This window comes from Streptomyces sp. NPDC052020 (genome assembly GCF_040680575.1).
Lineage (GTDB): Bacteria > Actinomycetota > Actinomycetes > Streptomycetales > Streptomycetaceae > Streptomyces.
This window is the reverse complement of sequence record NZ_JBFAWY010000001.1, coordinates 216,410-229,476: the sequence shown is the minus strand read 5'-3', so window position 1 is coordinate 229,476 and position 13,067 is coordinate 216,410. Positions and strand designations below refer to the sequence as shown.

Sequence of the window (13,067 nt, the reverse complement as noted above, 5' to 3'; positions counted from 1 at the left end):
CGCCGCCCGGATGAGGCAGTCTTGTCCCGTGCCCGAACCCGAAACCAGCAGGACCGAACCCGCCTCGCACCCCGCCCATCCGCACGCCGCGACCCTGAAGCGGCTGGAGCGGTCCTCCGGATCCCTCGCCGCGCAGGCCATCGCGCGGATGGACGAGACGCTGCCCTGGTACCGGGCCATGCCCCCGGAGAACCGTTCCTGGATCGGGCTGGTCGCCCAGGCGGGCATCGCCGCCTTCACCGAGTGGTTCCGGCACCCGGAGGCCCCGCAGGCCATCTCCACCGACGTCTTCGGGACCGCGCCCCGGGAGCTGACCCGGGCGATCACGCTGCGGCAGACCGTGGAGATGGTGCGGACCACGATCGAGGTCATGGAGTCCGCGATCGACGAGGTCGCCGCGCCGGGGGACGAGTCGGTGCTGCGCGAGGCGCTGCTCGTGTACGCCCGCGAGATCGCCTTCGCCACCGCGCAGGTGTACGCCCAGGCCGCCGAGGCACGCGGCGCCTGGGACGCGCGGCTGGAGTCCCTGGTGGTGAACGCGGTGCTGAGCGGGGAGGCCGACGAGGGCGCGGTGTCCCGGGCCGCCGCGCTGGGCTGGAACTCGCCGGAGCATGTGTGCGTGGTGCTGGGCACGGCACCCGACGGCGACTCCGAGCTGACCGTGGAGGCGATCCGGCGGGCCGCCCGCCACGCCAAGCTCCAGGTGCTGACGGGGGTGCTCGGGGACCGGCTGGTGGTCGTGGCGGGCGGCAGCGACAACCCGCTCGCGGTCGCCAAGTCGCTGATCGGGCCGTTCGCGCAGGGGCCGGTCGTCGCCGGGCCCGTCGTGCCGGACCTCCAGGCCGCGACCCGGTCCGCGCAGGCCGCCGCGGCCGGTCTCAAGGCGTGCTCGGCCTGGCAGGACGCCCCGCGGCCGGTGCTGGCGGACGACTTGCTGCCGGAGCGCGCCATCGCCGGAGACCCGTCGGCGCGCGAGCAGCTGGTGGAGGAGATCTACAGACCGCTGGAGGAGGCCGGCGCCGCCCTGCTGGAGACGCTCAGCGTCTACCTGGAGCAGGCGAGCAGCCTGGAGGGCGCCGCGCGGATGCTCTTCGTTCACCCCAACACCGTGCGCTACCGGCTCCGACGTGTGACTGACGTCACCGGCTGGTCGCCCTCCGATGTACGCTCGGCGTTCACACTGCGGATCGCGCTGATCCTTGGGCGCCTGGCCGATGGGGATGCGCAGACCTAGCCTTTTGTCGGGGTCCCACAAAACCCCCTCGTGTTCTTCGTCCCTGTCCCCACGGGCGGCCGCGCCCGTCCCCAAGAGAGAGTGTGAGAGTGCTCGTACTCGTCGCTCCCGGCCAGGGCGCTCAGACGCCCGGCTTCCTGACTGAATGGCTCGAACTGCCCGGTGCCGCCGACCGCGTCGCCGCCTGGTCGGACGCCATCGGACTCGACCTCGTCCGCTACGGCACGAAGGCCGACGCGGAGGAGATCCGCGACACCGCCGTCGCCCAGCCGCTGCTGGTCGCCGCCGGGATCCTCTCGGCCGCGGCACTCGGTGACATCGCCGGGATCGCGCCCGGCGCCGTCGCGGGCCACAGCGTCGGCGAGTTCACCGCCGCCGCCTTCGCGGGCGTCTTCGACGACACCACCGCGCTGCGCCTGGTGCGCACCCGGGGCCTGGCCATGGCCGAGGCCGCGGCGGTCGCCGAGACCGGCATGTCGGCGCTGCTCGGCGGCGACCCCGAGGTGAGCGTCGCCCACCTGGAGAAGCTCGGCCTGACCCCGGCCAACGTCAACGGCGCCGGCCAGATCGTCGCGGCCGGCACGATGGAGCAGCTCGCCGCGCTGAGCGAGGACAAGCCCGAGGGCGTCCGCAAGGTCGTCCCGCTGAAGGTCGCCGGCGCCTTCCACACCCACCACATGGCCCCCGCCGTGGAGAAGCTCGCCAAGGCCGCCGCGGAGCTGGCGCCCGCGGACCCCGCGGTCCCCTACGTCTCCAACAAGGACGGCCGGACCGTCGCCACCGGCGCCGAGGTGCTCGACCGCCTGGTCGGCCAGGTCGCCAGCCCGGTCCGCTGGGACCTGTGCATGGAGACCTTCAAGGAGCTCGGCGTCACCGCCCTGATCGAGGTGTGCCCCGGCGGCACGCTCACCGGGCTGGCCAAGCGGGCGCTGCCCGGCGTGAAGACGCTGGCCCTGAAGTCCCCCGCCGACCTCGACGCGGCCCGCGAGCTCGTCGCCGCCGCGTCCGACCCTGCCGCCGCCGCGGCGGACGCCTGACAAGGAGCCTCCATGGCGAAGATCAAGCCCAGCAAGGGCGCCCCGTACGCGCGCATCATCGGCGTCGGCGGCTACCGCCCGACCCGGGTGGTGCCGAACGAGGTGATCCTGGAGAAGATCGACTCCTCCGACGAGTGGATCCGCTCCCGCTCCGGCATCGAGACGCGGCACTGGGCGTCGCCGGAGGAGACCGTCGCGGTGATGTCCGTCGAGGCCTCCGGCAAGGCTCTCGCGGACGCCGGCATCGACGCCGCGCAGATCGGCGCCGTCGTCGTCTCCACCGTGTCGCACTTCAGCCAGACCCCGGCCATCGCCACGGAGATCGCCGACAAGCTGGGCACCGACAAGGCCGCCGCCTTCGACATCTCGGCGGGCTGCGCCGGCTTCGGCTACGGCCTCACCCTCGCCAAGGGCATGATCGTCGAGGGCTCGGCGGAGTACGTCCTGGTCATCGGCGTGGAGCGGCTCTCCGACCTCACCGACCTGGAGGACCGGGCCACGGCCTTCCTCTTCGGCGACGGCGCCGGCGCGGTCGTGGTCGGCCCGTCGCAGGAGCCGGCGATCGGCCCGACCGTCTGGGGCTCCGAGGGCGACAAAGCCGAAACGATCAAGCAGACGGTGCCGTGGGACCGGTTCAGGATCGGCGACGTCTCGGAGCTGCCCCTCGACGCCGAGGGCAACGTGAAGTTTCCTGCGATCACGCAGGAGGGCCAGGCGGTGTTCCGCTGGGCCGTGTTCGAGATGGCGAAGGTCGCCCAGCAGGCGCTGGACGCGGCCGGAATCACCCCGGACGACCTGGACGTCTTCATCCCGCACCAGGCCAATGTGCGGATCATCGACTCGATGGTGAAGACACTCAAGCTGCCGGAGCACGTCACGGTCGCCCGTGACGTCCGCACCACCGGCAACACCTCGGCCGCCTCGATTCCGCTCGCGATGGAGCGGCTTCTGGCGACCGGCGAGGCGAAGAGCGGCGACACCGCGCTCGTCATCGGTTTCGGGGCGGGTCTCGTCTACGCCGCAACGGTCGTTACCCTCCCCTAGGCACTTCCGCACCGGATCCTCCTGGTCCGGTGCGGGCAACAGCCCCCTGCCGCTGACGCGGCGGGCGCCACAACCTCTGAACACAACGAAGGAGCGCCACCATGGCCGCCACTCAGAAAGAGATCGTCGCCGGTCTCGCGGAGATCGTGAACGAGATCGCCGGCATCCCGGTTGAGGACGTCCAGCTGGACAAGTCCTTCACCGACGACCTGGACGTCGACTCGCTGTCCATGGTCGAGGTCGTCGTCGCCGCCGAAGAGCGCTTCGACGTCAAGATCCCGGACGAGGACGTCAAGAACCTCAAGACGGTCGGCGACGCGACCGAGTACATCCTCAAGCACCAGGCCTGAGCCTGCCTGGGCCGGTGCCCCGGCCCCGCCACCCGGCGGTGGCGCCGCTGATCCTCGTCAACGTTGGAGAGAGAATTCCCGTGAGCCCGACCAATCGCACCGTGGTCGTCACCGGTATCGGCGCAACCACACCGCTGGGTGGCGACGCAGCCTCCACCTGGGAGGGCCTGGTCGCCGGTCGTTCCGGCGCCAAGCCCCTGGAGCAGGAGTGGGCCGCCGAGCAGGCGGTCCGCATCGCGGCCCCGGTCGCCGTGGAGCCGGCCGAGGTCATCCCGCGTCCGCAGGCCCGCCGTCTGGACCGCTCGGCCCAGTTCGCGCTGATCGCGGCCAAGGAAGCCTGGGCCGACGCCGGCTTCGAGGCGAAGGCCGGTGAGGGCGCCGACATCGACCCCGACCGGCTCGGCGCGGTCATCGCCTCCGGCATCGGCGGCGTGACGACCCTGCTGGACCAGTACGACGTGCTGAAGGAGAAGGGCGTCCGCCGCGTCTCCCCGCACACCGTTCCCATGCTGATGCCCAACGGCCCGTCGGCCAATGTGGGGCTGGCCGTGGGGGCCCGGGCGGGCGTGCACACCCCGGTCTCCGCCTGCGCCTCGGGCGCCGAGGCCATCGGCTACGCCATCGAGATGATCCGCACCGGCCGCGCCGACGTCGTCGTCGCCGGCGGTACGGAGGCGGCGATCCACCCGCTGCCCATCGCCGCGTTCGGCAACATGATGGCGATGTCCAAGAACAACGACGACCCGCAGGGCGCCTCGCGCCCCTTCGACGTCGCCCGTGACGGTTTCGTCCTCGGCGAGGGCGCCGGCGTGATCGTCCTGGAGTCGGCCGAGCACGCCGCCGCGCGCGGTGCCCGGGTCTACGCGGAGGCGGTCGGCCAGGGCATCTCCGCCGACAGTCACGACATCGTGCAGCCGGAGCCGGAGGGCCGCGGCATCGCGCACGCCCTGCACAGCCTGCTGGACCGCACCGACCTGGACCCGGCCGAGATCGTGCACGTCAACGCGCACGCCACCTCGACGCCGGCCGGTGACATCGCCGAACTGAAGGCGCTGCGCAAGGTCTTCGGCGACCACGCCGACCACATCGCGGTCTCCGCGACCAAGTCGATGACGGGTCATCTGCTCGGCGGCGCGGGCGGCGTGGAGTCCGTCGCGACGGTGCTCGCCCTGTACCACCGGGTGGCCCCGCCGACCATCAACATCGAGAACCTCGACCCCGAGGCCGAGGCCAACGCCGACATCGTCCGCGACCAGGCCCGCAAGCTGCCCGCCGAGGGCCGTATCGCCGCGCTGAACGACTCGTTCGGCTTCGGCGGGCACAACGTGGTGCTGGCCTTCCGCACGGTCTGATCACGCGCCGGTCACGCGCCTGAGCGTGCGTGAGGGGCCCCCACCGGCCGGTGGGGGCCCCTCACGTGTGTCCGGATCCGGATCACACCACCTGGTGCAGCCAGCGCACCGGCGCGCCCTCGCCCGCGTACCGGAACGGCTCCAGTTCGTCGTCCCACGGCTTGCCGAGCAGCTTGGCCAGCTCGGCCTCCAGATCGGCCTCGCCGCGCTGGGAGCGGGCGAGGGCGGCGCGCAGCCGGTCCTCCGGGATCAGGATGTCGCCGTGGATGCCGGTGACGGCGTGGAAGATACCGAGATCGGGTGTACAGCTGTAACGTTCGCCCTCGGCGGTGGAGCTGGGTTCGGCGGTCACCTCGAAGCGCAGCAGGTGCCAGCCGCGCAGCGCGGAGGCCAGCTTGGACGCGGTGCCGGCCTGGCCCTGCCAGGAGAACTCCGAGCGCAGGGTGCCGGGGGCGGCGGGCTGGCGGGTCCAGTCGAGGCTGACCCGGGTGCCGAGCACACCGGCGACGGCCCACTCGACGTGCGGGCAGAGCGCGCGCGGCGCGGAGTGCACGTACAGAACTCCACGTGTCGTCACCGGAACCTCCGGGCAGAGCGGGACATCTCGGAACGGGCGGAACGGCCGTGACCGGCAGGGTCACGTTGAGGGCGAGGCTACCGTGCGGCGACGCAAGGAGTGTGACGTACCGTCGGTCCCGGTGCCGGGAATCATCGGCTATTCACCCGGTAGGACGCTTGTACGGGTGTGAGCCGTCGCATCGCCGCCGCCGGGAACCCTGACGGGCTTTCATCGGTTGTGCGGGGCATGGAGGAACGAGCGAGGGGCCGGGGACACGGCTCCGGGAAGGGCCGGGGGATGCGCAGCCGACACCGCCGCTCACGGGCCGTTCTCGCCGCGCTGGCCGCGGCCGTGCTGGGCGCCGCGGGCTGTGACACGGCCGGGGGCGGCTCCGCCGCACCGAAGGCGCGGCAGACCCGCCCGGCCCCGGTCTGGGACCCGAGCCCCGGTTCGATCGCCGCGGTGGGCGACTCCATCACCCGCGGCTTCGACGCCTGCACGGTCCTGTCGGACTGCCCGGAGGTGTCCTGGGCGACGGGCAGCAGCCCCGAGGTGGACAGTCTCGCCGTACGCCTGCTGGGGAAGGCGAAGGCGGCCGGGCGGAGCTGGAACTACGCGGTCACCGGGGCCCGCATGGCGGACCTGCCCGGCCAGATGGCCCGGGCGGCCGCGCACAGACCGGAACTGGTGACGGTGATGGTGGGGGCGAACGACGCCTGCCGGGCCTCGGTGGCGGCGATGACCCCGGTGGCCGACTTCCGGGCCGGGTTCGAGGAGGCGATGCGCACGTTGCGCAAGGCCCTGCCCAAGACTCAGGTGTACGTGGCGAGCGTCCCCGATCTGAAGCGGCTGTGGTCGCAGGGGCGCACCAACCCGCTGGGCAAGCGGGTGTGGCGGCTGGGCATCTGCCCCTCGATGCTGGCGGACGCGGATGCCCTGGACGCGGCGGCGACCGAGCGCCGGGCAACGGTGGAGCGGCGGGTGGCGGACTACAACGCGGTCCTGCGGGAGGTCTGCGCCGCGGACCGGCTGTGCCGCGGCGACGGCGGGGCGGTGCACGCGTTCCGCTTCGGCCCCCGGCAGTTGAGCCACTGGGACTGGTTCCATCCGAGCGTGAACGGTCAGGCCCGGCTGGCGGAGATCGCTTACCGGGCGGTCACGGCCGAGCGGCCGTGACTAGGGTTCCGCACATGAACGAACGTTTCGGCACACTTCCCGACGGCACCCCCGTCCACCGCTGGACCCTGGAGCGCGCGGGCGTCCGGGTCCGCGTCCTGTCGTACGGCGGGATCGTGCAGTCGGCCGAGGTTCCCGGCCGCGACGGGCGGCGTGCCGACGTGGTGCTGGGCTTCGCGGACCTGGACGGCTATCTGGCGCGTCCGGAGCCGTACGCGGGAGCCCTAGTGGGCCGGTACGCCAACCGGATCGCGGGCGGCCGGTTCACCCTGGACGGGCGGACGTACCCGCTCGTCCGGAACAACGGGCCGAACTGTCTGCACGGCGGCGAACGCGGTTTCGACAAGCGCGTGTGGGACGTCACCCCGGTCGATCACGGCATCCGCCTGTCCCGGGTCAGCCCGGACGGCGAGGAGGGCTTCCCGGGGCGCCTGGAGGTCTCGGCGACGTACACGCTCGACGAGTCGGGTGCGCTGCGGATCGCCTACGAGGCGGTCACCGACGCGCCGACCGTGGTGAGCCTGACCAACCACAGCTACTTCCGGCTGGACGGGCCCGGTGCCGCGGGCGGCCACGAACTGCGGCTGGCGGCCTCCCGGTACACCCCGGTGGACGCGGACCTCATCCCGACGGGGGCGCTGGAGGACGTGGCCGGGACCCGTTTCGACTTCCGCCGGGCGCGCCCGGCCGGGGCGGGCTACGACCACAACTTCGCGCTGGACAAGGGCGTGACGGACACGCCCGTGGAGGTCGCCGAGCTGTACGCCCCGGCGTCCGGGCGGGTGCTGACCGTGGCGACCACCGAACCGGGACTCCAGCTCTACACCGGGGACCATCTGGGCGAGCCGTTCGCGCCCGGGGCCGGTGTCGCGCTGGAGACGCAGCGCTTTCCCGACTCCCCGAACCGGCCGGAGTTCCCGAGCGCGGTGCTGCGGCCGGGTGAGGTGTTCCGCTCCACGACGGTGTACGGCTTCGGCGTCCGCTGAGCGTCCGCCGGGCACCGTGGGCCCCGGCCCGGCCGTCAGGTCCCGGGCCGGGGCCGCCGGCGTGGGGGGAGGGGGGTCCCGGGTCAGACGTTAGCCGTCACGGCGGGTCCGCGGCCCCGGATCGCGCGGCCCGCCCGGAGTCCGTACGAAGCCTTCACACACCGTCACGGACCGGTCGTCCCGTCTCCCCTCCCCCTCGCCGGTGGCCGCCCGCCGCCGGTCCCGCGGGGCACGCGCCATGGCCAACGCCGCTCGCGTCACGGGATACTGCCGTGGTCCGGCTGCGTCCCACGGCGACGGAAGGACCCGAACCGCCTTGCCCTCCCTACGTGTCCGCACAGGTGTCCTCGCCCTGGTCCTGGCGGCGGGGTTCACGGCCCCGGCGCCGGCGGCCCCGGCGGCCGCGGCGGCCCCCTCCCCCACCGTCGAGGAGCGGCGGCTGGAGCGGGCCGTGCCCCAGGAGATCCTGCGGCGGTCCGGTTTCGACCGCCGTGCCGCCGCCTTCGCCCGGTCGCTGGACCGGGCGCGGTCCTACGCGGAGGCGCGGCGGGCCGTCCTGCGCGAGGGCACGGCGCTGTGGCGGCGGGCGGTGAACCGGGCGCAGGGGCGGGGCCCGGCGGGCGGCGACCTCAGCCGGGACGACGACCGGCCGCTGTACTGGGCGCGGCTGGCCATGACCCGTCAGCTGCGCACCTGGCAGCCGGGGTTCGCGCTCACCGGGCCGCGGCGGGACCGGCTCCTCGACGCTCTGGAGCGCACCTCGCGCGGCCAGACCGGTCCGCGCCACCCCCGCGGCGAGGGCCTCAAGCGCGTCCTGGTCACCGGCTTCGACCCGTTCACCCTGGACCGGGACATCCGTATCTCCAACCCGTCCGGCGCCGCCGCGCTCGCCCTGGACGGCACGGTGATCGAGACGGCGGACGGCCCGGCGCGGGTGGAGACGGCCGTGTTCCCGGTGCGCTGGCGGGACTTCACGGACGGCGTGGTGGAGCGGGCGCTGCGGGCGCGGCTGCCGGAGGCCGACCTGTTCGCGACGGTGAGCCAGGGCCGTGTCGGGCGGTTCGACATCGAGCGGACCAACGGGGCCTGGCGGGGCGGGTTCCCGGACAACGACGACGCCGCCCGCACGGAGACCGTGCCGGTCGCCGGTCCCGGCACCCCGCCGCAGTGGACGTCGACCACCCTGCCGTACCGGGAGATCACGGCGGCGGACACCGGGCCCTTCCCGGTGTACGACAACACGGCCGTCACCGAGATCCCGGCGGGGGGCACCGAGCCCGTGGTCCGGCCGGACGGGCCGACTCCCGGCTCGACGGCCCGGGCCGGGGGCGGCGGGAACTACCTGTCCAACGAGATCGCCTACCGGGCGACGCTGCTGCGGGACCGGCTGGGACTGCGGCGCACGCTGCCGGGCGGGCATGTGCACACACCGGTGCTCCGGTTCGGCGCCGGCAACACCACCGAGGTCACCGACCCGGAGTTCGTGCGCGAGCGGCTCGCCATCATCGCGCAGGTGCGCGCGATCGTGACCGTGGCGCTGGAGGCGGCGCGGCGGGCGCGGGACTGACGCCGCGCCCGTCCGGGACGGTGGCTCCGGCGGGCGCCCCGGTCACGGCCGGGCGCCGTCGTCGTCCGCCCGCAGCGCTGCGGCGAGGTCGTCGGCGCGGTCGCGGCTCTCCTCGCCGCGCAGCTCACGGGCGAGGAGGGTGGCGCCCGCGACCGCGCCCGGCATCAGGAACACCGCGACGAACGGGACGAGGAAGGCCAGGCCCAGCGGCGTGCCGAAGCCCCAGACCAGCGTCTTGCGGGAGCGGAGCAGGGCGAGCCGGTCGCGCAGTTCGACGCCGCGGCGCTGGAGGGCGACGGCGGCGAGTTCCTCGGTGAGGAAGAAGCCGGTGACGAAGAACCCGATCACCGGTACGACGGTCTGGCCCGCCACCGGGATGAACCCGAGGGCGAACAGCAGCACGCCCCACACCGCGGCCCGCACCACGATCCGCAGGCTGTCCCGGGCCGAGATCCACAGCTCGCGCCAGAGCGGCAGGCCCGACTCGGGTGCGGTGCCGTCCGGGGACAGGTCGCGGTCGACCTGCTCGGAGAGGCTCTCGTAGAAGGGCTGGCCGATCAGCAGGGTGACGGCCGTGAAGGTGAGCACGGCGAGCAGCAGCGCGAGCGCGAACAGCACGGCGGTGAGGAAGCCGCGGAACAGCCCGGCCCAGGGGCTCGCCCAATCGTCGGCGAAGGGGGTCGCCCAGGTCACGGCGGACTCGCCCCACAGCGCCAGCGCGACCAGCGCCGCCGCGTACAGCACCAGGGTGATCAGGCCCGGGAGCAGTCCGAAGCCGTAGCTCTTGCCGTGACGGGCCACCCAGCGCTGGCCCTCCAGGAGGTACCGGAACCCCGCCCCAAGATCGCGCATGGCCGCACTCTATCGGCCGCGGCGGCCCCCGCGGGTCCCGGCTCCCATGACGACTGGTCGCACAGGTGTCGGTGCGCCGTACGATCTGCGGAGGTCCCGGAGACTGGGGAGGGAAGCGGATGACGCAGGAGATCCACGGCACCGTCGCCGACGGCTTCGAGGGGGTGCGGGAGGAGTTCGCCGCGTTCGTGGCCGGTGAACGGCCCGACTACGAGGGCCAGTTGTGCGCCTATGTGCACGGCCGCAAGGTCGTCGACCTGTGGACCGGGGACGGCGCGGACGCCGATGCGCTGTACGGCGTGTACTCCGCCACCAAGGGCGCCGCCCATCTGGTGGTCGCGCTGCTGGTCCAGGACGGCACGCTGGAGCTGGACCGCGAAGTGGCCTTCTACTGGCCGCGGTTCGCGGCCGAGGGCAAGGGCGCGCTGACCCTGCGCGACCTGCTGGCGCACCGCGCGGGGCTGATCGGCGCGGACGACGGCTTCACCCTGGAGGAGCTGGCCGACGACCGGGCGATCGCCGAACGGCTCGCCGGGCAGCGCCCGTTCTGGCACCCCGGCGCGGCCTTCGGCTATCACGCCCTGGTGATCGGCGCCCTCACGGGCGAGGTGGTGCGCCGCGCCACCGGCCGCACGCTCCACGAGCTCTACGAGGAGCGCGTCCGCGCCCCCTACAACCTGGACTTCCACCTGGGCCTGCCGTCCGCCCTGGACGCCCGCTTCCGCACCGCCCAGCGCATGGCGCCCACCCCGGAGCAGCGGGCGGTGCTCGACGCCCAGCCGGCCGGCCCGCACACCCTGGCCGCGATCGCGTTCAACCGCCACGCGGCCCGCCCGACCGACCTGGAAACCCTCCCCAACGAACCCGTGGTGCGCGCCCAGGGCCCGGCGTCGGTGGGCGGCGTGGCGTCGGCGCGGGGGCTGGCCGGGCTGTACGCGGCGGCCATCAGCGAGCTGGACGGCAGGGCGCCGCTGCTGAAGCGGGACACCGTGGCGGAGGTCGGACGGATCCACTCGGCCGGCTACGACCTGGTGGCCCGTGCCCACAAGTCGTACGGCCTGGGTTTCCAGGCGACGGCCGACAGCGCGCACCCGTTCCTCGGCGCCGGGGCGTTCGGGCACAGCGGCGCGGGCGGCTGCCAGGCCTTCGCGGACCCGCGCAGCGGGCTCGCCTACGGCTACACGCGGCGCCGGTGCGCCTTCCCGGGCGGCGCGGCTCCGGAGAACAACCGCCTCGCGGCGGCCGTGCACCGGGCCGCCCTGGCCCGCTGAGAGCGAGCGGAGGCCGCACCCCACGTCCAAGGGTGCGGCCTCCGCCGTGGCCAACGACCGAGGTCAGGCGAGCGTCACGGTGATGTTGCCGCGGGTGGCCTTGGAGTACGGGCACACCTGGTGGGCCTTCTCGACGAGCGCCTTGGCGGCCTGGGCGTCCACACCCGGGATGTTCGCGGAGATCTCGACGATGATGCCGAACCCGTCGTCGTTCTTGCCGATCCCGACCTTGGCGGTGACGGTCGAGCCGGACACGTCGACGCCCTCCTCGCGGGCGACCACGCCGAGCGCGCCCTGGAAGCAGGCGCTGTACCCGGCGGCGAACAGCTGCTCCGGGTTGGTGCCGGCGCCGCTGCCGCCCATCTCCTTGGGCGGGTTCACGACGACGTCGAGCTTGCCGTCGTCGGTGGCCACGCGGCCGTCACGGCCGTTCTCGGCGGTGGCGACGGCGGTGTACAGGACGTCGGACTGCTGAATCGGCATGCGGTTGTCTTCCTCCTCGGTACGCCGCGACTCGCGCCCACGATCGCGACAGATTCTGGAAAGAAGTTACCGCATGCCGGAAATTCGGTGAAGGGCTGTCGGAGCGGGCGGCCGTCAGAGCTTGACGACCATCTTCCCGATGTTGTCACCGCGCAGGACGCCGAGGAACGCCTCCAGGTTGTTCTCGATGCCCTCGACGACCGTCTCGCGGTACTTCAGCCGCCCCTCCCGGACCCACGGGCCGACCTCCTGCACGAACTGCGGCTGGAGGTCGTAGTGGTCGCCGACGAGGAAGCCCTCGATCCGGCCGCGGGTCTGGATGAGCCGCGCGAGGTTCTTCGGCCCCGGGGCGGGCTCGGTGTTGTTGTAGACGGAGATCATCCCGCAGACGGCGACGCGGCCGCCCTGGTTGAGCGATCCGATGGCGGCCTCCAGGTGGTCACCGCCCACGTTGTCGAAGTACACGTCGATGCCGTCGGGGGCGGCGGCCCGCAGCTGCTCGCCCACCGGCCCGTCCTTGTAGTTGAACGCGGCGTCGAACCCGTACTCCTCGACCAGGAGCTTGACCTTCTCCGCCGAACCGGCGGACCCGATGACCCGGGAGGCGCCCTTCAGCTTGGCGATCTGCCCGACCTGGCTGCCCACGGCCCCGGCGGCGCCGGAGACGAAGACCGCGTCGCCCTCCTTGAAGGCGGCGGTGCGCAGCAGGCCCGCGTAGGCGGTCAGCCCCGTCATGCCCAGCACACCGAGGTACGTCGACAGCGGCGCGGCCTCGGGGTCCACCTTGACCGCGTGCCGGGCGTCCACGGCGGCGTACTCGCGCCAGCCGAAGAAGTGCAGGACGTGGTCGCCGACGGAGATGCCCTCGGCGTTGGAGGCGACGACCTCGCCGACCGCGCCGCCCTGCATGACCTTGCCCAGCTCGAAGGGGGCGACATAGGACTTGGCGGCGCTCATGCGGCCACGCATGTACGGGTCGACCGACAGGTACCGGTTGCGCACCAGCACCTGCCCCTCGCCCGGTACCGGCATCTCCGCCTCGACCAGGGCGAAGTCCTCGGGCTTGGGCCAGCCGACCGGCCGGCTCAGCAGGTGCCATTCGCGGTTGACGGCGGGGAGAGCGGGGGAGTCGGCCATGGGGGGCACCTTTCCTCGG

At 73.4% G+C, this 13,067-nt stretch carries 13 protein-coding genes; 9 read left to right on the top strand and 4 right to left on the bottom strand.

The window, feature by feature from the left end; genetic code table 11:
* The first annotated feature begins 28 nt into the window (after positions 1–28).
* From fasR to fabF, 5 genes are all read left to right on the top strand, one after another.
* Positions 29–1,234 (top strand): fatty acid biosynthesis transcriptional regulator FasR, encoded by a 1,206-nt coding sequence (gene fasR, locus AB0L74_RS01045; protein ID WP_164390247.1) that lies wholly within the window; start codon positions 29–31, stop codon positions 1,232–1,234.
* Between the two features lie 89 nt (positions 1,235–1,323).
* The gene (locus tag AB0L74_RS01040) at positions 1,324–2,271 is read left to right on the top strand and encodes an ACP S-malonyltransferase (RefSeq protein ID WP_365644041.1); all 948 of its coding nucleotides are present in this window, start codon (positions 1,324–1,326) and stop codon (positions 2,269–2,271) included.
* Positions 2,272–2,283: 12 nt separating this feature from the next.
* Entirely contained in the window at positions 2,284–3,315 is a 1,032-nt protein-coding gene (locus AB0L74_RS01035; RefSeq protein WP_365644038.1) for a ketoacyl-ACP synthase III, read from the top strand.
* Positions 3,316–3,416: 101 nt separating this feature from the next.
* Positions 3,417–3,665 (top strand): acyl carrier protein, encoded by a 249-nt coding sequence (locus tag AB0L74_RS01030; protein WP_365644035.1) that lies wholly within the window; start codon positions 3,417–3,419, stop codon positions 3,663–3,665.
* Positions 3,666–3,745: 80 nt separating this feature from the next.
* Positions 3,746–5,017, top strand: a complete 1,272-nt coding sequence (gene fabF, locus AB0L74_RS01025) for a beta-ketoacyl-ACP synthase II (protein ID WP_365644032.1) — start codon at positions 3,746–3,748, stop codon at positions 5,015–5,017.
* An 82-nt stretch (positions 5,018–5,099) separates the two neighbouring features.
* Here the strand turns inward: fabF and AB0L74_RS01020 are convergent, their stop codons facing one another.
* Entirely contained in the window at positions 5,100–5,594 is a 495-nt protein-coding gene (locus AB0L74_RS01020; protein WP_365644029.1) for a DUF3145 domain-containing protein, read from the bottom strand.
* 279 nt (positions 5,595–5,873) lie between these two features.
* Here AB0L74_RS01020 and AB0L74_RS01015 point away from each other — a divergent pair, with 279 nt between their 5' ends.
* The 3 genes from AB0L74_RS01015 (at position 5,874) to AB0L74_RS01005 (ending at position 9,305) form a co-directional block, all read left to right on the top strand.
* Positions 5,874–6,752: an SGNH/GDSL hydrolase family protein gene (locus AB0L74_RS01015; protein ID WP_365644026.1), complete on the top strand. Its 879-nt coding sequence runs from the start codon at positions 5,874–5,876 to the stop codon at positions 6,750–6,752.
* Between the two features lie 14 nt (positions 6,753–6,766).
* Positions 6,767–7,738, top strand: coding sequence for an aldose epimerase family protein (locus tag AB0L74_RS01010; RefSeq protein WP_365644023.1), 972 nt, complete (start codon positions 6,767–6,769; stop codon positions 7,736–7,738).
* A 316-nt stretch (positions 7,739–8,054) separates the two neighbouring features.
* The gene (locus AB0L74_RS01005; protein ID WP_365644020.1) at positions 8,055–9,305 is read left to right on the top strand and encodes a pyroglutamyl peptidase; all 1,251 of its coding nucleotides are present in this window, start codon (positions 8,055–8,057) and stop codon (positions 9,303–9,305) included.
* 42 nt (positions 9,306–9,347) lie between these two features.
* Here the strand turns inward: AB0L74_RS01005 and AB0L74_RS01000 are convergent, their stop codons facing one another.
* Positions 9,348–10,157 carry an EI24 domain-containing protein gene (locus tag AB0L74_RS01000; protein ID WP_365644018.1) on the bottom strand — a complete coding sequence of 270 codons (810 nt, stop codon included), beginning with the start codon at positions 10,155–10,157 and terminating at the stop codon, positions 9,348–9,350.
* 119 nt (positions 10,158–10,276) lie between these two features.
* On the opposite strand from AB0L74_RS01000, the gene AB0L74_RS00995 reads away from it, so the two are divergent.
* On the top strand, positions 10,277–11,428 hold the full coding sequence (locus AB0L74_RS00995; protein ID WP_365644015.1) for a serine hydrolase domain-containing protein: 1,152 nt from the start codon (positions 10,277–10,279) through the stop codon (positions 11,426–11,428).
* Between the two features lie 63 nt (positions 11,429–11,491).
* Here AB0L74_RS00995 and AB0L74_RS00990 read toward each other — a convergent pair whose 3' ends face one another.
* Both AB0L74_RS00990 and AB0L74_RS00985 read right to left on the bottom strand, forming a co-directional pair.
* Complete coding sequence (locus AB0L74_RS00990) at positions 11,492–11,911, bottom strand: organic hydroperoxide resistance protein (protein ID WP_365644012.1); 420 nt, start codon at positions 11,909–11,911, stop codon at positions 11,492–11,494.
* A 114-nt stretch (positions 11,912–12,025) separates the two neighbouring features.
* Positions 12,026–13,048, bottom strand: a complete 1,023-nt coding sequence (locus AB0L74_RS00985) for an NADP-dependent oxidoreductase (protein ID WP_365644009.1) — start codon at positions 13,046–13,048, stop codon at positions 12,026–12,028.
* Positions 13,049–13,067: the final 19 nt, after the last annotated feature.

Excerpts from the sequence above, each read along its gene's own strand:
- AB0L74_RS01035 (WP_365644038.1), top strand. The coding sequence starts at position 2,284 with ATGGCGAAGATCAAGCCCAGCAAGGGCGCCCCGTACGCGCGCATCATC.
- AB0L74_RS01030 (WP_365644035.1), top strand. The coding sequence starts at position 3,417 with ATGGCCGCCACTCAGAAAGAGATCGTCGCCGGTCTCGCGGAGATCGTG.
- AB0L74_RS01015 (WP_365644026.1), top strand. The coding sequence starts at position 5,874 with ATGCGCAGCCGACACCGCCGCTCACGGGCCGTTCTCGCCGCGCTGGCC.
- AB0L74_RS01010 (WP_365644023.1), top strand. The coding sequence starts at position 6,767 with ATGAACGAACGTTTCGGCACACTTCCCGACGGCACCCCCGTCCACCGC.
- AB0L74_RS01000 (WP_365644018.1), bottom strand. The coding sequence starts at position 10,157 with ATGCGCGATCTTGGGGCGGGGTTCCGGTACCTCCTGGAGGGCCAGCGC.
- AB0L74_RS00995 (WP_365644015.1), top strand. The coding sequence starts at position 10,277 with ATGACGCAGGAGATCCACGGCACCGTCGCCGACGGCTTCGAGGGGGTG.
- AB0L74_RS00990 (WP_365644012.1), bottom strand. The coding sequence starts at position 11,911 with ATGCCGATTCAGCAGTCCGACGTCCTGTACACCGCCGTCGCCACCGCC.
- AB0L74_RS00985 (WP_365644009.1), bottom strand. The coding sequence starts at position 13,048 with ATGGCCGACTCCCCCGCTCTCCCCGCCGTCAACCGCGAATGGCACCTG.